This is a genomic window from Mesorhizobium sp. NPDC059054, assembly GCF_042739215.1.
Taxonomy (GTDB): domain Bacteria; phylum Pseudomonadota; class Alphaproteobacteria; order Rhizobiales; family Rhizobiaceae; genus Mesorhizobium.
The window spans coordinates 215,615-238,377 of sequence record NZ_JBHYHV010000007.1 but is presented as its reverse complement, the minus strand read 5'-3'; the positions used below and the strand labels follow the sequence as shown (position 1 = coordinate 238,377).

Annotated in this window: 20 protein-coding genes; 6 read left to right on the top strand and 14 right to left on the bottom strand. The window is 62.0% G+C overall.

Going from position 1 to position 22,763, the window contains the following annotated elements; genetic code table 11:
• The first annotated feature begins 23 nt into the window (after positions 1-23).
• Positions 24-1,397 (top strand): nucleobase:cation symporter-2 family protein, encoded by a 1,374-nt coding sequence (locus tag ACFWXH_RS27630; protein ID WP_379124634.1) that lies wholly within the window; start codon positions 24-26, stop codon positions 1,395-1,397.
• 54 nt (positions 1,398-1,451) lie between these two features.
• The gene (locus ACFWXH_RS27625) at positions 1,452-2,882 is read left to right on the top strand and encodes an amidohydrolase family protein (RefSeq protein ID WP_379124633.1); all 1,431 of its coding nucleotides are present in this window, start codon (positions 1,452-1,454) and stop codon (positions 2,880-2,882) included.
• Between the two features lie 28 nt (positions 2,883-2,910).
• On the opposite strand, the gene ACFWXH_RS27620 is transcribed toward ACFWXH_RS27625, so the two are convergent.
• From ACFWXH_RS27620 to ACFWXH_RS27555, 14 genes are all read right to left on the bottom strand, one after another.
• Positions 2,911-3,708 carry an IclR family transcriptional regulator gene (locus ACFWXH_RS27620; RefSeq protein ID WP_379124632.1) on the bottom strand — a complete coding sequence of 266 codons (798 nt, stop codon included), beginning with the start codon at positions 3,706-3,708 and terminating at the stop codon, positions 2,911-2,913.
• A gap of 66 nt (positions 3,709-3,774) precedes the next feature.
• A complete protein-coding gene (dctP, locus tag ACFWXH_RS27615; RefSeq protein ID WP_379124631.1) occupies positions 3,775-4,758 on the bottom strand; it encodes a TRAP transporter substrate-binding protein DctP in 984 nt (327 codons plus the stop codon).
• Between the two features lie 25 nt (positions 4,759-4,783).
• Positions 4,784-6,055, bottom strand: a complete 1,272-nt coding sequence (locus ACFWXH_RS27610) for a TRAP transporter large permease (RefSeq protein ID WP_379124630.1) — start codon at positions 6,053-6,055, stop codon at positions 4,784-4,786.
• Positions 6,052-6,525, bottom strand: coding sequence for a TRAP transporter small permease (locus ACFWXH_RS27605; protein ID WP_379124629.1), 474 nt, complete (start codon positions 6,523-6,525; stop codon positions 6,052-6,054). The genes ACFWXH_RS27610 and ACFWXH_RS27605 overlap by 4 nt, the downstream gene beginning before the upstream one ends.
• 208 nt (positions 6,526-6,733) lie before the next feature.
• A complete protein-coding gene (locus ACFWXH_RS27600; protein ID WP_379124627.1) occupies positions 6,734-7,570 on the bottom strand; it encodes an SMP-30/gluconolactonase/LRE family protein in 837 nt (278 codons plus the stop codon).
• Positions 7,570-9,375, bottom strand: coding sequence for a CoA-transferase (locus tag ACFWXH_RS27595; protein ID WP_379124626.1), 1,806 nt, complete (start codon positions 9,373-9,375; stop codon positions 7,570-7,572). Before ACFWXH_RS27595 ends, ACFWXH_RS27600 begins: the two co-directional genes overlap by 1 nt.
• Entirely contained in the window at positions 9,375-10,166 is a 792-nt protein-coding gene (locus ACFWXH_RS27590) for an enoyl-CoA hydratase/isomerase family protein (RefSeq protein WP_379124625.1), read from the bottom strand. Before ACFWXH_RS27590 ends, ACFWXH_RS27595 begins: the two co-directional genes overlap by 1 nt.
• Positions 10,163-11,368 carry a CaiB/BaiF CoA transferase family protein gene (locus tag ACFWXH_RS27585; RefSeq protein ID WP_379124624.1) on the bottom strand — a complete coding sequence of 402 codons (1,206 nt, stop codon included), beginning with the start codon at positions 11,366-11,368 and terminating at the stop codon, positions 10,163-10,165. Before ACFWXH_RS27585 ends, ACFWXH_RS27590 begins: the two co-directional genes overlap by 4 nt.
• A gap of 16 nt (positions 11,369-11,384) precedes the next feature.
• Entirely contained in the window at positions 11,385-12,170 is a 786-nt protein-coding gene (locus tag ACFWXH_RS27580) for an SDR family NAD(P)-dependent oxidoreductase (protein WP_379124623.1), read from the bottom strand.
• Between the two features lies 1 nt (position 12,171).
• The gene (locus ACFWXH_RS27575; RefSeq protein ID WP_379124621.1) at positions 12,172-13,173 is read right to left on the bottom strand and encodes an ABC transporter permease; all 1,002 of its coding nucleotides are present in this window, start codon (positions 13,171-13,173) and stop codon (positions 12,172-12,174) included.
• Between the two features lie 48 nt (positions 13,174-13,221).
• The gene (locus ACFWXH_RS27570) at positions 13,222-14,742 is read right to left on the bottom strand and encodes a sugar ABC transporter ATP-binding protein (RefSeq protein ID WP_379124620.1); all 1,521 of its coding nucleotides are present in this window, start codon (positions 14,740-14,742) and stop codon (positions 13,222-13,224) included.
• Positions 14,732-15,715, bottom strand: a complete 984-nt coding sequence (locus tag ACFWXH_RS27565) for an ABC transporter permease (RefSeq protein WP_379124619.1) — start codon at positions 15,713-15,715, stop codon at positions 14,732-14,734. Before ACFWXH_RS27565 ends, ACFWXH_RS27570 begins: the two co-directional genes overlap by 11 nt.
• Positions 15,716-15,841: 126 nt before the next feature.
• Entirely contained in the window at positions 15,842-16,867 is a 1,026-nt protein-coding gene (locus tag ACFWXH_RS27560) for a sugar ABC transporter substrate-binding protein (protein WP_379124618.1), read from the bottom strand.
• Positions 16,868-16,919: 52 nt separating this feature from the next.
• On the bottom strand, positions 16,920-18,068 hold the full coding sequence (locus ACFWXH_RS27555) for an ABC transporter substrate-binding protein (protein ID WP_379124617.1): 1,149 nt from the start codon (positions 18,066-18,068) through the stop codon (positions 16,920-16,922).
• Positions 18,069-18,392: 324 nt separating this feature from the next.
• Here ACFWXH_RS27555 and ACFWXH_RS27550 point away from each other — a divergent pair, with 324 nt between their 5' ends.
• The 4 genes from ACFWXH_RS27550 to ACFWXH_RS27535 all read left to right on the top strand — a co-directional run bounded on the left by ACFWXH_RS27550 (position 18,393) and on the right by ACFWXH_RS27535 (position 22,757).
• Positions 18,393-19,559, top strand: a complete 1,167-nt coding sequence (locus ACFWXH_RS27550) for an ROK family transcriptional regulator (protein WP_379124616.1) — start codon at positions 18,393-18,395, stop codon at positions 19,557-19,559.
• 133 nt (positions 19,560-19,692) lie between these two features.
• Positions 19,693-20,949 carry an extracellular solute-binding protein gene (locus ACFWXH_RS27545; protein WP_379124615.1) on the top strand — a complete coding sequence of 419 codons (1,257 nt, stop codon included), beginning with the start codon at positions 19,693-19,695 and terminating at the stop codon, positions 20,947-20,949.
• Positions 20,950-21,015: 66 nt separating this feature from the next.
• A complete protein-coding gene (locus ACFWXH_RS27540; protein ID WP_379124614.1) occupies positions 21,016-21,903 on the top strand; it encodes a carbohydrate ABC transporter permease in 888 nt (295 codons plus the stop codon).
• Entirely contained in the window at positions 21,900-22,757 is an 858-nt protein-coding gene (locus ACFWXH_RS27535) for a carbohydrate ABC transporter permease (protein ID WP_379124613.1), read from the top strand. Before ACFWXH_RS27540 ends, ACFWXH_RS27535 begins: the two co-directional genes overlap by 4 nt.
• Positions 22,758-22,763 lie beyond the last annotated feature (6 nt).

Genomic DNA, 22,763 nt, shown 5'->3' with positions numbered 1-22,763 from the left:
GCTAGGTCCTAGGGAGGAGCCCCATGCAGAACGCCATCGAAACGACGTCCCATACCGGAAGAACCGGAACGGTAGATCCGGTCGACGAAATACCCCCACTCTCGCAGCTTGCCACGCTTGGCCTCCAACACGTCCTGGTCATGTACGCTGGCGCAATCACGGTTCCATTGATCGTCGGTGGCGCTCTCGGCCTAAGCAAGCAGGACATTTCGACCCTGATCAACGCCGACCTTCTATGCTGTGGCATCATCTCGATCATACAGTCACTCGGTGTTGGGCGAAGCATCGGAATCCGGCTGCCCATCATGATGGGCGTTTCCTATGCAGGCTTTGCGCCGATGATCGCGATCGGGCTGACGCCGGACGTGGGCATGACGGGACTCTACGGCTCGATCATTGCAGCAGGCGCCATCTGCTACGTGGCGACGCCGTTGATCGTGCGGGCGCTGGTGCTGTTTCCGCCGGTAGTGACTGGCACTACCCTCGTCAGTCTCGGCGTTGGGCTTCTCGGTATCGCAACGACCTGGATCGGGGGCGGCTTCGGCAGGCCCGATTTCGGCAGGCCGCTTTATCTGCTGATAGGCGCACTCGTCGTCCTCTCAATTCTCCTGGTCGCGCGCTTTGCTCGCGGTTTCTTCGCCAATATCTCGGTATTGGTTGGAATCGTCTTGGGATCGGCCCTCGCTTATTTTCTCGGTTTGATGGACTTCGCCGGCGTGCGTGAAGCACCCATGGTAGGCGTCGTCCGCCCCTTCCATTTTGGTCTGCCGACTTTTCATCTGATCCCTGTCCTGACCATGACCTTGGTCGTCCTTATCGCGATAGTGGAATCCATCGGCCTATTCTTCTCGATGGGCGAGATTCTTCAGCGCGACCTGACACGCGACCAGTTTCGTCGCGGCTTGCGCGCCGATGCGCTCGGAGCGCTCATCGGCGGCGTCTTCAATGCGTTCCCCTATACTTCCTACGCCCAGAATATCGGCCTTGTCGGCATCACAGGCGCCCGCAGCCGCTTCATCTGCGTTGCTGGCGGAGGCATTCTTATCGTGCTGGCTTTCTTCCCCAAGGTCGCGAGTGTCGTCGCCTCGGTCCCGAATTTCGTGCTTGGCGGCGCTGCCCTGGTCATGTTTGGGCTGATCGCGTGTTCGGGCATCCGCATATTGTCGCGCGTTGATTGGCAGGGAAATCGCAACAACGGTTTTGTCGCTGCGATCAGCCTCGGTCTCGGCATGATGCCCAACATGTCGGCCAAGATCTTTCATCAGCTACCGGCCTCGCTCGAGCCTTTTCTCGGCAGCGGCGTCATCCTGACAGCCGTATCGGCAGTGATCCTCAATGTCGTCTTCAATGGCATCGGGCCCGACGCCAGCCGCGCTTCGGCCGTTCACAGCCGTTGACAGCTCACATTCCGTGTCTCGGGAAATCGCACTCGACATCCGCAAAGGCATTTCATGACAGCAACAAGCAAAACCCGGGATTTTGCAGAAATCACCTTCTATGAAGGGGCAGATATCCTAACGTTGGATTCCCGGCAGCCACTGATCCGTAACGGCACGATTGCAGTTGCCGGCGACAGGATACTGGCCGTCGGGTCCAGTGCCGATCTCGCCTTCCACGGTGTCGCCTCGCGCCGCGTCGACTGGTCCGGCCGCGTCGTGATGCCGGGGCTGGTCGACGGCCACAGCCATCTTTTCCAAAGCCTCGGCCGCACGCTTGGCGACGGCCTCTCGCTGCTGCCCTGGCTCGAAAAATTCATGCTTCCGCTGGCGGCCCATGTGCGCCCGGAGGATGCCGTGGCCATCATTCGCCTTGCTGCACTGAACTCGCTTCTGAACGGCACGACGTCCATCATCGACAACCACTACGCGCCTGTCGATGCTGAAACCGTGGTTGCGCTCGCGACCGAGATGGCCGCAACCGGCGTGCGCGGCGTGGTCGCCCGCGGCATCTTCGGCCCGATGGTCGAGGGCGGGCGTCGGATGAACTGCGATCCACGCCTCTTTCGGTATTCCTCGCAGGAAGAGATCGAGATCATGCGTGACTGCCTCGCCGCCCATCCGACAGGCGGCTTGGTCGAAATCTGGCCGATGCCGGAAAACATCGTCTACCTTGATCCTGAGCTGATCGTGGCCTGCTCGGATCTGGCGCGCAAGCACGATATTGGCTGGCAGGCCCATTGCAGCGAATCCAGGTTCGAGGTCGAAATCTTCGAGTCCATCCACGGCATGCGACCGGCGATCTGGATGGAGCGGGAAGGGGTGCTTTCGGATCGAGCATCCTTTGCACATGGCATCTGGTACGACGATGCCGAGGTCGAAGTGCTCGGCCAGGCTCGCGCGAATGTCGTCCACAATCCAATCTGCAACCAGTATCTCGCTTCGGGGATCATTCGCCTCGGGCCGCTGCTCGAGGCCGGCGCCAATGTGACGCTTGGCAGCGATGGCACCGCGGTTGGCGGCTTGAGCATTTTCGAGGCGATGAAGGCCGGTTTGCTCCTGCAACGGATTCGCGAACTCGATCCGCTCGCAACCAGCGCCGAACTGATGCTGGAGCTTGCAACGCGTCGTGGCGGCAGACTTCTGCGTCGCGATATCGGGCAGCTGCGCGCCGGGGCACTTGCCGATTTCGTTGCGCTGGACATGACAGGGCTAGCGCATCAGCCCGCGACCCGCCTCGCAACCTCGGTCGTCATGGCTGGGTTACCCCCGGTTCGGGATGTCGTCGTCAATGGCGATCTGGTCGTGCGGGAGGGAAGATCGACAAAGGTCGATCAAGAGAAGGTGCTTGCGGACGCATTGCAGGCAACGGCCAGCCTGATCGATCGGGCTGGACTGAGCACCTTGGCAAAAGACTGGGTCGTTCCGCGCTACAGCGTCGGCTGAGATGCGCCGACGCGGCGGTGCGATGAGGTCAGACGGCCAAGTGGTTCGACTGCCGCTCTTCGCGCCAGCCCAATGCGGCGGAAATCTTCAGCGCGGTAGCGGCCACCGCTGTTTCGGCTTGATCCGCATCGACAGACAAGCCTGTCTGATCCAGAAACGGAACGGTCAGCGCAGCGGCGACGCCGCCGCGGTGGTCGAAAACAGGCCTGGTGAGGTTGGTTACCCCAGAGACGACCAGGCTTGGCCGACGCTCCCCGCCATCGACCAATATCGTCTTGATGCGTTCCGGCAAGGTATCCGCCATTTCCGGCGTCGAAGCGATACAGGCGTCGATCAGGGCCTGCCGGTGATGTTCCGGCTGATAGGCAAGCATCACAGCGCCTGAGCTGGTCTCGGCGAGTGGGAACTGAGCGCCGAGACGCACCGCATAATGCATCGGCCTCGGCGCATCGACCTGGGCCACGATCAGCACGCGCGCACCGCTCAGAACCGCCAGGTGACAGGATTGCTGTGAGAGGGTCGCGAGCTCTTCCATCAGCGGCAGTGCGACGGAGAGCAGTCGATTGGTCGGTGGGTTCTCGTGGGCAAGCTCGAACAGTCTGAGGGTAAGCACGAAGTAATCCGAGTCCCGATCCCGACGGATGTAACCGCGTGCCTCGAGCGCGAGAGCGATCCGGTAGATTTCTCCCATCGAACGTCCCAGCGTGCTTGCGATCGCTGTCAGTGACAGCGGGGAGGGGGAACTCGCAAGTAGCTCGATGATGTCGAGACCCTTTTCGAGCGCTGGCGCCCGGTAACGACTGGCTGCGTCATTGTCCTCTGTCATATGGGTTCTCCAGCACCACGGGAGCGCATCTCAGGGCGGCGCGCTCCCGTCAAGTCCGAGATGCGTCTAGCGACCGAGTTGCTTGCGGATATCGGCGACCAGATTGGGCGACCATTCCGGGAACGCATTCTGGATCGAGTTCGCGGCGTTCTCGAAGGCCTGGCGATCCACGTCGTCGACAACGATCATGCCATGTTCCTTCAAATCCGCAACGGCAGCGTCGTACCCTTTGGACGTCTCCTCGGTCATCCAATCGCAGGCCTTCTCGGCTTCGGTCTGGAGCGCTGCCTGCTGGTCGGCGTTGAGTGCGTCGAAGGCACTCAGGCTCATGACGACGATCGACGCGTCGAGAATGTGGTTGGTCTTCATGAAGTATTTCGCGCTCTCATAGTGCTTCTGGTCGATCACGGCGTTCGGCGGTGCTTCCGCTGCATCGATCACGCCTTGCGACAGTGCGCTGTAGACCTCGGCCCATGGCAACGGCGTCGGCTGCCCGCCCATCGATTTGACAAGCTCGGTGTAAATCGCCGCCGGTTGCACGCGCATTTTCAGGCCCGCCGAATCCGCCGGGGATCTGACTGCCTTGTTCCGCGTATAGAGGTCACGGGTGCCGAAGTTGAAGAAACAGAGCGATTTGATATTGTACTGGGCGAGATCCTTTTCCCACCCCTTGACCAGATCCGAATTCGCAACCTTGCGCACCTCGTCCCAGTTCTTGAACAGGAACGGGTGAACCATCACGGAGTAGTTCGGAACATATTGCGCAATCGCGCCGGGACCGACATGGGTGATGATGTTGGCGCCGAGCGTCAGCTGTTCCAGAACGGCCGAACTCTCTCCAAGCTGCGCGCTGGGGAAGAGCTCGATCTGAACCTGGCCGCCGGCGGTCTTTTCCATCGCCGTCTTGAGACGTTCCGCCCCCAGATTCACGATATGGGTCGGCGAATTCATATGACTGAAGCGCAGCACCGTCTGGTCGGCTTGCGCGGGCATTGCCGCCGAAACAAGACCGGCCAGCAAGGCTGCCACCGCGAGCGTTTTGTATTTCATTCCATTCCTCCCGAATGATTTGTCGTCAGAGATAACCAAGCCATGTCGCGGTGCCCGGCACGGCCGCGATGAAGGCTGCGATGGCGAGCAGCATCGCCAGCCAGGGCAGCGATTCCCTGATGAAGTCCTGCAGCGGCGTTTTGGTAATCGCGCAGGTCGTGAACATGATCGTTCCGACCGGAGGCGTGATACCGCCGAGGTGGATCATGTAGACGAAGAAGATGCCGAAATGGACGGGGTCGATACCGAGTTTCATGGCGGCAGGCGCGAACATCGGCGCCAGGATGAGGATCAGCGCGGTCCCTTCCACGAACATGCCGGCGATCAGAAGAAGCACACCGACGATTGCGAAGAGCATCCACCGGGTGCTCGACGCGCCGACGAGCATCTCCGCTACCTGCTGCGGCAACTGCTCGAATGAAAGCGTCCAGCTCAGCGCGGCGGAAGCAGCCAATACGATCATGATGACGCTGGTGGTGCTGGCAGTGGAGAGGAGGGCGCTGAACAAGTCCTTCCACTCGCACTCGCGATAAACAACGCAAAAGATAAGCGAATAGACCACCGCCACGGCCCCGGCTTCCGAGGCGGTGAAGATGCCGCCGCGAATGCCGAGCACGATGATGACCGGCATCAGCAATGCGGGCACTGCACCGAGAAAAGCATGGCCCATTCCAGCCTTGTTCACCGGCAGGCTGTCGCGCCCATATCCGCGCTGCTTGGCGATGAAATGAGACATGGCCATCATCGCCGCGGTCATGATGAAGCCGGGCAAGATGCCACCCATGAACAGGCGGCCGATCGACGTATCGGTGACGAAACCGTAGAGGATCAGACCAATGCCCGGCGGGATCATCGGCGCGATCAGCGCCGAAGCTGCCGTCACCACGGATGCATAGGCCGGGCTGTAGCCGCGCTTGATCATTTCGGGCACCAGGGTCTTGGCATCCATCGCGGCATCGGCGTTCGCAGAGCCCATCATGCCGGCCTTGAGCGTCGACAGGACGATGTTCACCTGCGCAAGGCCGCCGACCATGCCTGCTGTCAGTGCCGAAGCGAAATCCATCAGCCTGCGCGTGATGCCCGAAATGTTCATCAACTCGCCTGCGAGGATGAACAGCGGGATGGCTATCAGCGGGAAGGACTGCGTGCCGACAATGATGTTCTGGACGAACGCGACTTCGAGGATTGCCGGATCGGCCAACGTCATGGCGATGCCGGTGCCGAGCAACACGAAGGCGATCGGCAGGCCGATGACGGTCAAGGTCAGAAAGACACCAAGGAGAGCGGTGGGGCTCATGCGCTTTGCCTCCCGAGGGCAGGGCGGCCCATGACGCTCATCGCAAGCGCCCAGGCTTCGTAGAGGGCGAAAACCGTGAAGCCCGCAGGCATCGCCAGGTAGACCCACATCATTGAAATCCGCATCGAGGCGATCTCCATGCGCGTGCGCATGGCAAGATCCCACGAGTGGCGGATGAGAAAGATCATGATCGCGATCATCAGCAACTTGACGGCGATGCCGAGCGCCTTGGCGACAGGGGCAGGAAGCATTGCGGTGAACATGTCCACCGCCATATGCGAGCCTTCGTGCGCTGCCTGGGCGAGGCCAAGAAAGACCAGCCAGACAAACAGGACCGTCGCCAGATCAAAGCTGAAGATCAGCGGAGTGTTGAGCACGTAGCGGAATACGACGGCGATCGCGACAATCGCGACGATCACCGCGACAAGGCCCATCAAGAGTGCCCGATAGGCGGAAAGAACGATGGTCACTGGGCCCTCCCTGCATGCTGCCATCTTGCAAGGCAGCTATTTTCAATAATGCAAACAGATTTTATATGCGAAATCAAGTTGGTTATAGTGGCCAAGCCGGTCTATCCCTAAGGTTGTCCAGCCTGGTTGCGGGCTTGCCGCCCAATACAGTCGAAAGCGGCTGTGGCGTGGCGCCGCGGCTGGTCTCGCACCGTTGCAAAACAGGCGCTCAACGAGCCAGCAGCGTCAGATCGATCTCAGTGATGTGCCAGCGGCCGAGGTTGGCCGTGTACAGTTTGTCGCCCTTGAAGGCGATGTTGGTCGGATGGGCAAGCGTCGTGGCCGCCGGGTCTTCGATCAGAAGTTCGAGACCGGCGCCAGCGCGCCAGCGATAGATGCGGCTTGGCTCGTAGCAGGAGACAAACAGGGAGCCGTCCGGGGCGAAGGCGAGGCCGTCGGGGACGTTTGCGACATTTTCGATCGCAATGCTCTTCTCTCCCGCCGAGCCGTCTTCGCGAATGCCCACACGACTGACACGGGCCGCGTCGCTTTCGACGACATAGAGGGCCTTTCCGTCCGGTGCCATCGCCATCCCGTTGGCAAAGGACATCGGGTCGCGGCACCACGGACCGCCGTCGCCGTTTCCGACGTCATAGCGGAAAATGCCGGCACCGCTGCGTGCGCCGTCGCTGTCGGACACATAGAGCCACCCTTTGTCCTCATCGACGACAGGGTAATTCGGCACCCGGATGCCGGACGATGCGAAACGGGCCATTTCGCGGGTGGCGGCATCCCAGCGGAAGACAGCTGCGTGTTTAAGGTCGCAGGCGAAGCAGTTACCGGCGCCGTCGAAGGCGATGCCGAGCAGGAAACCGCCGGTGCCGCCCATCCGTTCGACGCTGCTTCCATCGGCTGCCAGGCGAAGGAGCTCTCCCGTCTCGGTACCGCACCAGATCGATCCGTCTCGATGGATCGCGACACCTTCGGGATGCGCAACGCGCGGATTGGTGAAGATACCGTCGAAAAAGACGCGGGCGGCGGACATTTCGAGCAGCGGCGTCACCATCAAACTCCGCCTCTTGCCACACTTGCGCTGCTGGCAACCGACGGGTTTCGCGCATCAAGACAACGCTTCACCATGTCGCGATCCGCCGCCAGAATCTCGGCGATCAGGGCGCCGCGCTCCTTGGCATTGATGAACTCCAGCCGGCGCAGCCCCAGTGGATCGATCCGATTGCGCAGGATGTCGAGCGTCACGGCATCTGGCGACCGGATCTCGTGGCAGTCCGGATCGAACGTCACGGCAAATCCGGTGGCATCGCGAACTTTGTCGGGTGTGACACCGGGCATGATTTCGGTGACAACCAGTTCGCGTGTCGATGCATCCAGTCGGAAGATACAGAGGTCGGTAAAGACCAGTGCCTTGCCGGTCCTGTAGCCCAGCGCTTCGCGCTCGATCGGCGTCAGCAGCCCGCGCGCCGAACTTGCGATCTCGACCTTGTCCACGACCGACTGCGGCGAATGTCGTGGAACGTAAAGCAGATAGTCGCGATGCATGTTGGCGACATCGGCCATGCCTCCCTGGCCGGGGAGGCGGATGACGCCGCCGTCGCGCTTCCGCAACGCGATGGTGTTGACCCGGCCGCGGCGGTCGACTTGCGCGGCGCCAACGATCTCATGCGTGACCGCGCCTGCCTGGTAGTAGGTCGAATATGTGTCGTCGCCGCCCGCATGGGCCACTGCCGTTTCGGCGTCGAGGCTCTCGATCAGCGACAGGATCATCGGACTTGGCGCGATGTCGAGATGGCCGCAGCTCAGCGTGGCGATGATCATGTCGGGCGCGTGCGTTGCCTTGGCCAACCGGTAGGCGACATTGGCCAGGGGGGAAACTGCGCCTGCGCTGGCGAAGCTGTCATTGTCGAGTTCGGCGGCGATCCGCGCGGCCATGATTTCGTCCAGCGACGCCGCGGGCGGAACCTTTTGTATCGAGGGCGTGGAAAGAGCGGAGACGTCGCTGGCCCCGATGCTCGCGGCCGAGAGGACGAACGCCGGAATGTCGCTACCGTGCGGTGCCAGCGCGTCGTCGAGGGAGGCACCGCCGCCAAAGACGCGGGTCAAAGCCTCGTAGTCCGTCGTGTAGAAGGGCAGGCAGGAGGCCGGATAGGCGCCGCCTGGAACCTTCGCAATGGCCGTCACCTGGTTGCGCGTCACGATGCTCTGGCGGCCGTCGTTCCGCAGCGCGCCGACGGGTACGATCTCCTCGACCGTCACCAGCACCCGCCGCGCGGCGCCGAGCATGGCGAAGTCCAAGGCGCGCGGGCCAATGATCTGGACATTACCGCTTTCGTCGGCGCGCTGGGCATGAAGGACAAGGGTGTCGATCCGCAGCGCGGGGATAACGCCGACGGCCGAGCCGTCGACGATATCCACGGTGCCGACCGCGCCTGGAACGCGCGCCAGCATGTCCGATCCGACAGGAAGCTGGAATGGCATGGACGGCAGGTTCTGCTGCGCGGCCCGCAGCGCCTGGATCATGGCAAGCGCGGTCCAGTCGCGCACCGGCAGGGTGTTTTTTTCCGCAATCGCCCGAAACCGTGGCGGCAGGCCGAAAATGTCGAGGCTGGAGAAGCAGATGTCTATTTCAGCAACCGCTTCCGCCTCGAGCAGCAGTTCGAGCGGCAGCCCGCCGGCCCAGGAAACGTAGCGCAGGTCCCTGGTGCCCGACCGAGCTATGGCGCGAAGCATGGCAATCGGAAGTCGTGCGAAATGGTGGCCGCCGACACCGAAGATGTCGCCAGGTTTCACCATCGCCGCCAGATGCTGGAGGCCGACGAAAGGCGGGCGGTTCGGCTTTACGAGCGAGGTTCTCATCAATTCGCCTTGCCGGCGCGGGCGGCGCTCTTTTCGGCGAATTCGCGGACGCGTTTCTGGCCGATTTCGCTGCGATAGAGCTCGCCAAGGATGTCGCGTTCCATGGCAAGACCCTTGGCGAGGTCGCCGCGGGCCGCATGCGCCGTCAGCCGCTTTAACCCTTCGATGGCGGCCGGTGGCTCGGCGGCGATCATTTCGGCGAGTTCCAATGCCCGCGACATCAGCTTTTCAGCATCCACTACTTCGTTGACCAGACCGGCGTGGACGAATTCCGAAGCAGGCACGATCGCGCCGGTCATCAACAGCATGTTGGCACGGTTGCGGCCCAGTTTCGCAACGCTCCTTTGCGTCCCGCCGCCGCCGGGAACGAGGCCGAGCTTGATCTCCGGCAGGCCGAGTTTCGCGAACTGGTTGGCAATGACGATGTCACAGCACAGAACCAACTCCATGCCGCCGCCCAATGCATAACCGTTGAGCGCCGCTATCACCGGTTTGCGGTTGTCTTCTATGGCGGCATACATGCGTGTGCCCGCCGCCTGAAAGGCGTCGAAGTCCGCTTCCGTCTGTGCGGCATATTCCTTGATGTCGGCGCCCGCCATGAAGCCACGCCCTTCGCCGGTGACCACGATCGCGCCGATACCTTCATCCTGCGAGAGGGCTTCGAAGGCGGCGGTGATCTCGCCCTGCATCCGTTTGTTCATCGCATTGAGCTGGTCGGCGCGCCGCAAGGTGACGACGGCGACCCGCCCGGACGTCTCGACCGAAAGGGTTTGGTACGCTCCAGTGGTCATGCTGCATCCACCGTCATATCGCCGGCTGCCTCGAGCGCGGCGATCTCGTCTTTCGACAGGCCGAGTTCCGCCAGGATCTCGCGCCCGTGCTGGCCGACCAGCGGGGCCGGACGCTCGATCGACGCAGGCGTCTCGCTCATGCGCACGGCCGGTGCGACGACCTTGACCCTGCCGCCGCGCGGATGGTCGTATGTGGTGATCATGCCCATGTGGGTGACCTGCGGATCTTCCGCCGCCCGGCGGATGTCCTTGACTTCGGCGCACCAGATGTCGGCGGCCAGCAACCGCGCCAGCAGGTCCTGGGTGGAGAACTTCTTGGTCTCGGCGTTGACCTTGTCGAAAACCTCGTCGCGCTTGTCGAACAAGGTCTTGAGATCGTCGTAGATGGCAAGCTGCGGTGCTTCCAGGACTTCATACAGTGTCTTGAAAGGGCTCATGGCAATGGAGACGTGGCCGCCGTCCCGGCTTTCGTAGATGCCGAAGGGAGCCTGCATGCCGGGATGGCCGATGCCGGAATTCGGCCTGACGAAATCCTCGCCGAGATTGAGCACGGCGACATATTCCTGATTGAGGTGCGCCAACATGCCGGCGAGCAGGTTCACCTCGATCTTCTGACCCTTGCCTGTCTTCTCCCGGTAGTAGAGTGCCGACAGTATACCGTATACCATGTTCATGGCGCCGATCTGGTCGGCAAGCCCCGCGCCGGCAGGAACGGGCGCCTGATCGCCGCGGCCGGTGTTGGCCACGACGCCGGCCAGGCCCTGGATCAACATGTCCTGGCCGGGGCGCTCGACATAGGGACCTTCCTCGCCGTAGCCCGAGCCGGAGCAGTAGATGATGCGTGGATTGACGGCCTTGAAGTCCTCGTAGCCGTAGCCGAGCTTGGCCAGCACGCCGGGCCGGAAATTCTGCACCACGACGTCCGCTGTCTTGGCCATCTCCATGATGATGGCATGCACCTTGCGGCTCTTGAGGTTGAGCGCGATCGACCGCTTGTTGCGGTTCCAGGCGAGGAAGTTCGGGCTTTCGGAGCCGCCGACCCACTTCGCGAAGAACGTCATGCCGCGGAACATGTCGCCCGAGCCGGCGCGTTCGATCTTGATGACGTCGGCGCCCATGTCGCCCAGCATCTGAGTGGCGAACGGCCCCTGCAGCAGATAGCTGAAATCGAGGATACGGATGCCTTCGAGGGCTTTGTTCATGTCAGTCTCGTTTCTTTCAAAGCAAGTCGGGAACGAAGCGCGGGGCGGCGGTCAGGCCGCCGTCGACGCGCAAGTCAATACCGGTGGTGAAGCCGGCGGCGTCGGAGGCGAGATAGACAGCCGCTTCAGCGACTTCTTCCGGTTTTCCGATGCGACCGATCGGATGCATCTTCACCCAGGCCTTGGCGAGATTGCCGCCGATCTCGGCGACGACCTTCTCGTTCATGGGGGTGTTGATCGTGCCGGGCGAGATCGAGTTGACGCGGATGTTGAGCGGGCCGAACTCGACCGCCATCTGGCGCGTCATCGCCATTACCGCGCCCTTGGCGCCCGCATAGGCGGTCCAGCCGTCGAGGCCGATGTGACCCTGCGCCGACGCCATGTTGATGATCGCTCCGGACTTCTGCGCGATCATATGCGGCAAGGCATATTTGCATCCGCGGAACACACTGGTCAGATTGACCTCGATCAGCCGATGCCATTGAGCGTCATTCATCTCATAGACGGGCATTCCGCCGATGGCGATGGCGGCGTTGTTCACCAGGATGTCGAGGCGTCCCGTCTTGGCGATCGCGTTGGCGACGAGGTTGGCGATGTCGTCTTCATTCGAGACGTCGCAATGCACGTATTCGGCGCTGCATCCGGCGGCGCGAAGGTCGGCGGCGAAAGCCTCGCCTTGCGTATCGGCGATGTCGCCCAGGAAGACATGCGCTCCTTCCTTTGCCATGGCCTCGGCGATCGCATGGCCGATGCCATCGGCGGCGCCGGTGATGACAGCGGATTTGCCGGTGAGACGTGCCATATCAACCTCCGATCGCGCGACGGCGCTTGGCCTCGTCGAAAGCGACGGCCGCGATGATGATGATGCCGGTGATGACCAGTTGCCATTCGGTCGGCAGCCCGAGACCGCGCAGGCCATTCGACAGGAATTGCAGGATCAGCACGCCGAGTGCCATGCCGGTCAGACTGCCGATGCCGCCGGCAAGGCTGACGCCGCCGAGCACGGTGGCGGCGACGACCTGGAACTCGAAATTGAGACCGGCCGTGTGCTGCGCCGACCCGACGCGCGCCGCCAGAATGATGCCGGCGACAGTTGCCAGAAGCGAGGAGATGATGAAGCAGGTGAACTTGACGCGGCGCACGTCGTAACCGGCCAGGCGCGCCACTTCGGGGTTGCCGCCAACGGCATAGATCTGTCGTCCGAACGGGCGATGCTGCATCATGTAGGCAAAGATCAGCAGCAGCCCGAATGCGATGATGGCGGAATAGGGAATGACACCGAACAGGCGGCCGTCCGACAGCGCGATGAAGCTGTCGAGCGCCGCGTCATCGGGGATCGCGCGCTGGCCAGTGTAGAGATAGACCCCACCGCGCAGGATGAACATCATGCCGAGCGTCACGATCAGCGAATTGATGCCTGCATAGGCCGTCAGATAGCCGTTGACGATACCGATGATCAGGCCGAACAGCAGCGCCCCACCGATGCCCAGGGCAAGCGACTCCGTGCCGTTCATGATCAGGATCAGCGGCAGCGCAATGGTTGCCAGCAACGCCCCGATCGAGATGTCGACCTCGCCGGAGATGAAGACGATGGCGCAACCGATGCCTGCCGTCAGCGCGAGCGAGGCCTGGCCGAACACATTGGTCATGTTGCGCACGGAGAGAAAGTTCTCCGCTGTGAAGGAGAAGAAGGCGATCACCAGGACGAGGCAGAGGAACAGCGCCATTTCCTGTCGCTTGAGCAGCCGTGCGAGAAAGGACGGTTCCGCGTTGTCAGGGGCGGCCGTCATCGAGGTGTGGCTCATTGCTGCGTGCTCCCGAAAGCGGGCCAATTGGCAGCCATTGTCATCGCGTCAACCGATCGCCGCATTGAGGATTTTCTCCTGTGTGGCGTCTTCGCGCGACATGGTGGCGGTGAGGCGGCCCTCGCACATCACCGCGATGCGGTCGGCCAGGCCGAGCAGTTCCGGCATTTCCGAGGTCATCATCACGACTGCCAGGCCTTCGCCCGCCAACCGGTCGATGAGCGCGAAGATTTCGGACTTGGCGCCGACGTCGATGCCGCGTGTCGGTTCGTCGACGACGATCACCTTCAAGCCGCGCATCAGCCAGCGCGAGATCAGTACCTTCTGCTGGTTGCCGCCGGAGAGGTTCTTGATTTGCTGGAACAGACCTGGCGTCTTGATGCGGAAGCGGTCGACATATTCCTGTACCGCCCTGCGTTCCCTGGCCGTGTCGATGAAACCCATCTTCGCGAACGCCCCGAGCGAAGCAAGACTGGTGTTCTGGTAAACCGGCAGTTCGGCCATGAGGCCCTCGGTCTTTCGATCCTCCGTAAGCAGCCCTATACCAAGGCGAACACCCGTCCGCGTGTCGTGCGGGGCAAGCACGCTTCCGTCTATGGCGATCGTGCCGGCGGTGATCGGGTCGTAACCGACGATCGCTTTTGCCAGTTCGGTGCGGCCGGCGCCCATCAAACCGAAGAAGCCGAGAACCTCGCCGGCGCGCGCCTCGAAGGACACGTCCCTGATCTTCTTCGCCGTACTGAGACCCTGCACCGACAATGCCACCTTCGTGCCGGCGGCGGCGCGCTGGCGCGGGAAAAGATTGTCGATCCGCCGGCCGATCATGTCCTGGATCAGCGTTTCATTGGTGTGTTCGCCGATCGGCCTGGTCGAGATGTGACGGCCGTCGCGCAGGACAGTCACGGTGTCGGCAATCTCGAACACCTCATCGAGCTTGTGGCTGACATAGACGACAGCGATGCCGAGCGCGGTGAGGCGACGGATGACGGTGAAGAGCAGGGCAACTTCGTTCGGCGTGAGCGAGGAGGTCGGCTCGTCCATCACCACCACCTTGGCCTCGTGGGCGAGGGCGCGCGCGATCTCGACCATCTGCTGCTGGCTGACCGGCAGCGAACCGGTGCGGGCCGAAGGGTCGACATCGAAGCCGATGCGCTTGAACAGCGCAGCGGAGTCGGCGCGGATCTTCTTCCAGTCGATCCCGCCCCCGCGGCCGGTGGGATAGCCTTCCAGAAAGATGTTCTCGGCGACGGTGAATTCCGAGATCAGCGCGATCTCCTGGAACACGACCTTGATGCCTTGCCGCAAGCTGTCGCGCGGCGACTTTATGTCGGCTTCGCGTCCCTGCATCCGGATGGCGCCGGCGTCCTTTTCATAGACGCCCGCCATGATCTTGATCAGGGTGGATTTGCCGGCGCCGTTCTCGCCCATCAAGGCATGAACCTTCCCGGGCTGCAGCGTGAGGTCGACATTTTCCAGCGCGATGACGCCAGGAAAGCGCTTGTCGATGCCGCGCATCTCGAGCGTGGGCGCGGTCGCCTCGACGGCGGTGTGCAGCAGGTCAGCGGACATTGGCTTTGTTCCGGACGATGTCGAGATAACTCGCCAGGATGATCACCACGCCGGGAACCACCATCTGCAAATCCTGGTTCCAGCCGAGGATGATGATGCCGTTGTCGATGACCTTCAGCACCAGGACTCCAAGTAGAGTACCGAACAACGAACCACGCCCGCCGAGCAGGCTGGTGCCGCCGAGGATGACCGCGGCGATCACGGTAAGCTCGAAGCCGCGGCCGGCCGTTGGCTGGCCGGCATTCATCAGCGATGCGAGGATCATGCCGGCGATGCCGACGCACAGACCGGTGACGACGAAAGCGAGCAGCTTCAGTCGTTCCGAGCGCAGGCCCGAGAGCCGGACGGCCTTCTCGTTTGCACCCACGGCGTAGAGGTAGCGGCCTAGCGTTGTGAAGCGCAGCGTCACATAGGCGATGATGAAGATGGCGGCGGCGAAGATGACCGGCACGGGGATAGGGCCGACATAACCCGCGCCGAGCCCGGTGAAGCTGGGAAGCTGGTGATGGTTCTGCACGGCTTCCCGGGTGAACAGATAGACGCCGCCCTGGAGCATCATCATCATGCCGATCGTGCCGATCAGGGAATTCACTTTGAGCCTCGTGACCACAAGGCCGTTGACGAGGCCGACACCGCCGGCAAAGGCAAGCGACGCCAGGATGCCAAGTGTCAGGCTGTGGGTCGCGTTAAGCACGGCCATGCCGATGCAGCCGACAAAGGCAAGCGAGGCTCCAACCGACAGGTCGACCTCCGCTGTGATGATCAGCATCGTCATGCCCGAGGCAACGATCAGCACCAGGGCACACTGGCGCAGGATGGCGATGACGTTCGCCTCGGAATAGAACTGCGGCGCGGCAAGCGAGATGGCGATGCAGAGCGCTGCCAGGATCACAGCGAGCACGAGCTGGCTGCTCCCCAGGAGCTGGCCGCCCGCAAGTCGCCTCGATGGAGAAGGATGTACGATCTCGCTCATGTCAAACTGCTCCTCGAAGCCGCCCGCGTGATCGGCAGGGCGCATCGAAACATCGATGGGCGACGTGAACCCGTCGCCCGATCATGAAGGCTCGCCCGCCGGAGCGGGCGAGCCGATTGACGGCTTCTACTTCAGGTCGGCGGCCGTCTTCATGCATTTTTCCGGCGCCTTCAGTGCGTTCACCGCATCCCATTTGATGCTCCGCGTGCTGGCGTCGTAGTCGTAGAACTTCTTCCAGTCTTCGCCGATCATCGGCGCGGTCGGGCTCACGATGTGCTCAGGCACCTCTTCGCCGTTGAAGAGTTTTACCGCGGCGTCGATTGCGGTGTACCCTTCCTTTTCGGGGAACATTGCGGCCTCGATGCGATAGGATGGTTCCTTTTCCATCGCGTTGATGAACGCCAGGCCTTCGCCGCCCGTGCCGACCGTCAGCAAAGCATCCTGGGATTTGCCGGCTGCCTTCCAGGCCTGCAGGCCACCCAGCGACGACGAGTCGTTGATGCCGTAGATGATGTTGATGTCGGCGTTCTTGGCGAGTGCGGCGGCGGAAACCTCCAGCGCGCGGTCGGGATTGCCGCCGCCGTCGAGGTCATGAACCATGACGGCTTCCGGGACGATCGTCTTGAGGCCATCCATGAAGCCTTGCGAGCGCAGCACCGTGGCCGACAGCAGCGGCAGACCGACATTCATCACCTTGGCGGTGCCGCCAAGTTTCTCCTTGGCATATTTGCCGGCTTCGACGCCGGAGAAGTAACCGGTATCGTAGTCGCAGATGGCCACCATCGTGGTCATGCCCTTTACCGGATTGCCTTCCAGCACCACCGGTGTGTCGTTCGACTTTGCCTGACGCAGCAGCGGTACGACGCCTTCTTCATTCACCGGTGTGACGATCAGGACGTCGACGCCTTTTGCCATGAAGTCCTCCGCTGCGGCGACCTGCTTGGCGATGTCGAGATTCGCGTCCTGGACTTCGAGCTCGATGCCGAGCTCCTTGGCCCGAGCCTGCATGCCCTTGATGACGTTCTGATACCACTCATGCGTGGCGTAGTTGGTGACGTAGCCGATGCGCTTGGGCATGTTCTGCGCCTGCGCGGGCAAGGCGGCCAGTGTGAGCGCCGCAGATGCGAAAAGAATCGACTTGAGCTGTTTCATATTCTTCCTCCCAGTTTTGTGCATGCTTATCGAATATCGGACGCCGCGGTTATCAGGCGACGCTTCTTTGCAGGTCAGCCTCCAGCCTGCTTTCGCGATAACGCCGGTTGAGCCACTCCGACAGCTCGTGCACCGAGGTCTCGCCGGCAATTGCCGATGCCACCCGCGGTGCGCATTCGCGGAAGAATGCCATGAAACCGGGATGCGTCGGGCGCAGATAAGACGACTGTATCGACTTGAGCGTTGCGCCAAAGAAGTCGCGCGTAGACGCGTTGACGCCATCGTCCTGCCAGGCGGCAAGCGATCCGGGCTGGCCACCGGCTTTCACGTAGCCGCCTCTTTGATATTCGGCCGAGCACAGGTAGAGCGCATAGTCGATGGCAGCCTGGCGATGTTTCGTGCGCGCGCTCACGCCGATGCCTGCGCCGCCGAGCAGAGCGCCGGCACTATTTTGGGTCGGCACATCGGCAAATCGCAGATACGGCGCGGACTTTGAAGAATAGTTCACGTAGCCGAAGGCGAAGGGGACGTAGACCACATCCTCGTTCGCGACCATGTGGTCATAGCAGCGGATCGGATTCCACGTCGCCGACCCCGGATGGGATAGCGCCGCAATGTCACGCAATTGCGTTATGGCGCGGTCTGCATCGTCTTGCGAAATGAACTCGTCGCCGTGTTCCTGCGGATTGCCGAGCGTCAGCAGGAGGCACATCGCATCGGTCGGAACGAGCGGCAGACCGAGCCACTTCCCGTCCCTGCGCGCGCGCCGCCCAAGGTCGATCACGTCTTCATGGCTGGTCGGCACGGATCCGTAGCGCGTCAAGAGGTCGGGCCTGTAGGAGGCGACCTGGCAAGCCGCGTCTATGGGCAGTGCCCATTGGCGGCCGTCCCGCGCGTAGGATCGCCAGGACGCGCCCGTCGAATCCTGTTGGAAGTGCCTCTTGAGATCATCCGTCATGAACGGGTCAAAGGGCACCATAAGTTCGCCGCTCGCGATCTCACCGATGAATGGATGATCGAAGACGATCAGATCGTAAGCCTCAAGCGCCGGCCCGAGTGCTCCTTCGCCAAATTCGTACAAGCTGCGGCGGTCCCATTCGATTTCGAGATCGGGGTGCATCGCGCGATAAGGTTCGGTGCTTGCGTCGAGTGGACCCCAGCAGCGCACATGATCCCAGGCCAATCCGCGCAGCTTCGTCATTCTCGAAATTTCCTCCTGGCTTCCTTCTTCTCAAATTCATAGTCATTGTTTTCATTTGTGCAAGCAGTTTTTAAATACAAAAATAGCGCAAAGATGGATGGGATGACAGGGCAGTTCCATGCCGGCCGCGTTTTGCCGGCGCCTTGTTCGCTCAGTAGCGCCGTTGTCCGGATTTCGGTAAAGCCATGAGGCGGCGGGTCGGACCGGGCAGGGGGCATTCCAGGAGAAGAATGTACCGATGCCCTCACCAACTGGTTGCCCAGCTTGACCATTGCATGCGATTTTGTTTGTAAAGCTGAATAACAATATTTTCAGGTGATTTGTTTGCAGGGCAGGCAACACGCAATTCCGGCGGCTTCTCTCACAGGCAGCGCCAAGTCGATGTTCCGGCTGCTTGCCGCGCGCGGTGCGTCGACGCGGCCGCAGCTCGGTGAGGTGCTTGGCCTGTCTCGACCGACCCTGTCGGCGGCGATCGCCGAACTGGAGGATGCCGGCCTTGCAAGAAAAGTCGGCGAGCTGCAGGGTGCGCTGGGCCGCAAGGCTTCGGTCTACCGCCCCGGCCTGAACGCTGGCCATGTCATCGCGGTCGATGCGGGCTCCACGCATATCCGGCTGCGTGTTTCATCGATCGACCGCAGGCTCCTGCACAGCAGGATCTATCGCCTGCCGTCGAGCCAGTTCTTCCTCGGCGAGGAGATCAGCCGGGCGGTTGCCGAAGAAGTCGCTGCGGCACTGGCGGAAGCGGATCCGGCCTGGGGGCCGCTTCAGGCGATCGGCATCGCCTTGCCCGCGCGCGTGGTCGGCCCGCAGGGAGATGCCAAGGCGACGCGTCAGCAGGCGATTTTCAGCTGTTTCGAGCCGCCAGCCGATATCCCCGTCGTTCTCGAAAACAATGTGAACTGCGCCGCCGTTGCCGAGCATAGCAACGGGATTGCACAGGATCATGAGACGTTTGCCTATGTCCAGATCGGCTTCAAAATCGGCATGGGCATCATGCTCGCCGGCAAGCTGCTGCGCGGCCGCAACGGCGCTGCCGGCGAAATCAGCCACCTAGCCTTTCCGATGGCGAATGGCATGCGGCCGATACCAGGAGAAATCGAGCACTATATGGGCACGGAGGCGCTGATACAGCGCGTCGCCGGCGAATGGCCACAGTCTGCCGGCGCGCCACCCGCAGACGCTGCGGATCTCATGGAGCGCGCTGCTAAGGGTGATGCCGCTGCGCGGGCCCATGTCGAGCGTCACGCCGAGGACATCGGCGCCATCGTTGCCAGCTGCGTCAGCATGGTCGATCCGGGGCTGGTGGTGTTGGGCGGCGGATTGGGCGCCAATCCACTGATACTGCCGACGGTGCATGAAGTCGCGAACCGACTGAGCTATCCGGTGGAAGTGCGCACGAGTTCGCTTGGCCAGGACGCGACAGTGCTCGGCATCGAGAAATTGGCAACCGAACACGCCGTGAACTTGATCCTCGGCGAAGCCAAGCCCTGACATTCCCGCAAGTTTGAAAATCGGCTTCCACGATTCCTGTTGCGCATCCCAAAAATTTTGTTAGGCTGCCTAACATAATAATGAGCCGGTGCGAGGGCCGGCCCTGAGGGTTGTTCAACCGGGAGTGAAAGAAATGATCTCATCAATGTGCCGGGCGCTCATGGCGGCCACGGCAACCCTGATCGGCACCGGCGCCGTTTCGGCGCAGGAATTGCAGTACTGGGTCTATTCCGATTTCGCGCAAGGCGACGCATTGAAGCTCCAGCAGGAGTTCATCGCCGAATTCGAGGCCGCAAATCCGGGCGTGAAGATCGTGATCTCGGGCCGTGGAGACGATGACCTGACCTCGGGCCAGATTGCCGGGGCAGCTTCCGGAACGCTGCCGGATGTCTTCATGAACGGCCTGAATGTCGGTGCGCAGCTCGTTGAGGTCGGCGCGCTTGCCAATATCTATCCCGAGTGGATGGCGATGCCGCAGGAGTTCCGCGATCAGTTCGACGCCGACGCGATCAAGAGCTGCTCGCCGAAACCCGAGACGATGTATTGCATCCCCTATACCGGCTTCGGCGAGATCATGTACCGCAACCTCACGGTCCTTGAAGCCGCCGGTATCGATACCGCCACGCCTCCGGCAACCTGGGAGGAATGGCTGCAGCAGATGAAGAAGGTCAAGGAAAGCGGCAAATCCGCCATTCCGGACCAGACCCAGGTGTTCAACTCCGTGGCCTCCATGTTTGCCGTGGCCGGCGACAAGGCACAGTGGGGCATCGACTTCGACAAGAAGCAGACGCTGATCCAGCCCGAAGCGGCGACACGCGCTCTGCAGACCTTCATCGACATGAAGCCGCTGCAAAGCGGAACCAGCCGCAATGACCAGGGCACCAAGGACCTGTTCATCACCAACCAGCTCGCATTCCATGTCGTCGGCCCATGGGTCAATCCGAGCTACGAGCAAGCGGCCAAGGAGTCGGGACTGAAATACGACTACGTGCTGGTGCCGGGCGGCAAGGCCGGCGATCATGGCGGCGTCAAGAGCTATGAGTTCGTTGGCGTCGCGCCGGGCAAGAACCGCGAGATCGCCTGGAAGTTTGCGGCCTATATCACCGAGAAGAAGCAGATGGCGCGCTGGGCGAAGCTCCTGTCGCGCTACAACGCCAATGCGGCGGCCATGCAGGATCCGGAGGTCAGCGCCCTGCCGCTGATCGTGAAGTCCGTCGAGGCGGTGAAGCAGGCCATGGATGTCACGCCGCCCTATTTCGTCGGCACGGTGCCGAACTGCTACCGCTCGATCATGACCGATACGGCTTCGGCTGTTGCCGATGGCGAGTACGACGCCGCGGAAGGCGCCAAGGAACTGATCGCCGAGCTGAACGACTGTCTTGCCAAATAAGGCACGATAGAGGGCGCGGAGCTGTTGGATCCGCGCCCGCCTACCTTCGAAAAAGCAGGACACGTCATGAATGCCAGACGACTTCTGCCGCATTACGCGATGGTGCTACCGTTCGCCCTGCTGTTCGCGGCCTTCTTTCTCTATCCAATCATCAGCGGCTTCTATTACAGCTTCCATGAGTGGAACGCCGCGACCGAGCCGCGCTTCATCGGCCTGGCCAATTACCAGGCGGTGCTGGAGTCCCGCGACTTCGCGCGCGCCATGACGAACCTTTGCATCTACATCGTCATCACGGTTCCCCTTGGTATTGCCGTGGCGCTCGCGCTGGCGCTTCTGGTCGACAGTTTCACCGGCTTCTGGGCGAACTTTTTTCGCAGCGCCTTCTTCCTGCCCGTTGTCCTGCCGGCCTTCCTGGCGGCGACGATCTGGCGCTGGATGTATGCTCCTAATTTCGGCCTGGTGAACATGATCCTCGGCTGGTTCGGCGTGCCGTCCGTCAACTTCCTGAACGACACCGGCACCATGCTCTATGCGCTGATCGCGGTGGACGTCTGGGTCTCGGCCGGCTTCAACATGGTCATCCTGCTGGCCGGCCTGAAGAACATCCCGCAGGACCTCTACGAAGCCGCGCGGCTCGACGGCGCAAGCCGCCTGCAGCAGGTGCGCTACGTCACCATTCCGATGCTGGCGCCGGTCCTGTTCTTCGTCGTCACCTACGGCTTTATCTCCGCGCTCCAGGTCTTCGACGTGCCTTGGCTGCTCACCGGCTCGTCCTTCACCGCCTATGGCGGGCGCCGCAGCGCTCTGATGTTCCCGGTGATGGACATGATGGGGCGTGCATTCGGCGCCGTCCGCTTCGGCGAGGCGACCGCCTACGGCTTCATCCTGACCTTCGTGATCATCCTGTTCACCGCGCTGATGTTCGGCCTTCGCGCCTGGAGGACACCGAAATGAGTGCGGCCAATCGCGCGATAGTTGCCGAACTCCATACCTGGCGTTTCCTCAAATGGGTGGTCGCGATCTGCGTTGCGGTCGTGGCGGTGTTCCCGATCTGGTGGATGGTCAATGTGGTCTTCGCCGATCCCGGCGTGCCGGTTTCGATCAATCCGCGGCTCTACCCGACCTCGTTGGGTTCCGGTCTTTCGAAGATACAGACCATCCTGACCGAGACCGCCTATCTCAGGGCCTATTTCGTCACCATCGCCTATGCGCTGCTGACCATTCTGGGCATGCTGTTGATCGGCTCGATGGCGGCCTTCGAATTCGCGCTCTTCGATTTTCCCGGCAAGCGCATCCTGTTCGGTCTGGTGATGCTGTCGCTGATGGTGCCGACCGTCGTGACCATCATCCCTACCTATCTGCTGGTGGCGGATCTGGGCTGGCTGAACACGATGCAGGGGCTCGTGGTGCCCGGCCTGGCATCCGCTTTCGGCCTGTTCCTGCTGGTGCAGTTCATGCGCACGCTGCCGCGCGAAATGATCGAGGCAGCGCGGCTCGACGGGGCCAGTCACTTCAAGATCTACTGGTACATCGCGCTGCCGCTGTCGCGCAACGCAATGGTGACGCTGGCGATCCTGACCTTCATGAAGACATGGGGCAATTTCGCCTGGCCGCTGATCGTGGCGCCAAAGCCCGAAATCTACACGGTCGGCCAGGTGGTCGGCCTCTTCAACGCACCCTTCTCGCACCAGACCGTCGACGTGGTGATGACGGCCAACCTTCTGGCCGTCCTGCCGCCGCTGCTCTTCTTCCTGATCTTCCAGCGCAAGATCGTCGAAGGCATCGCCATGTCGGGCTCCAAGGGCTGAGGACAA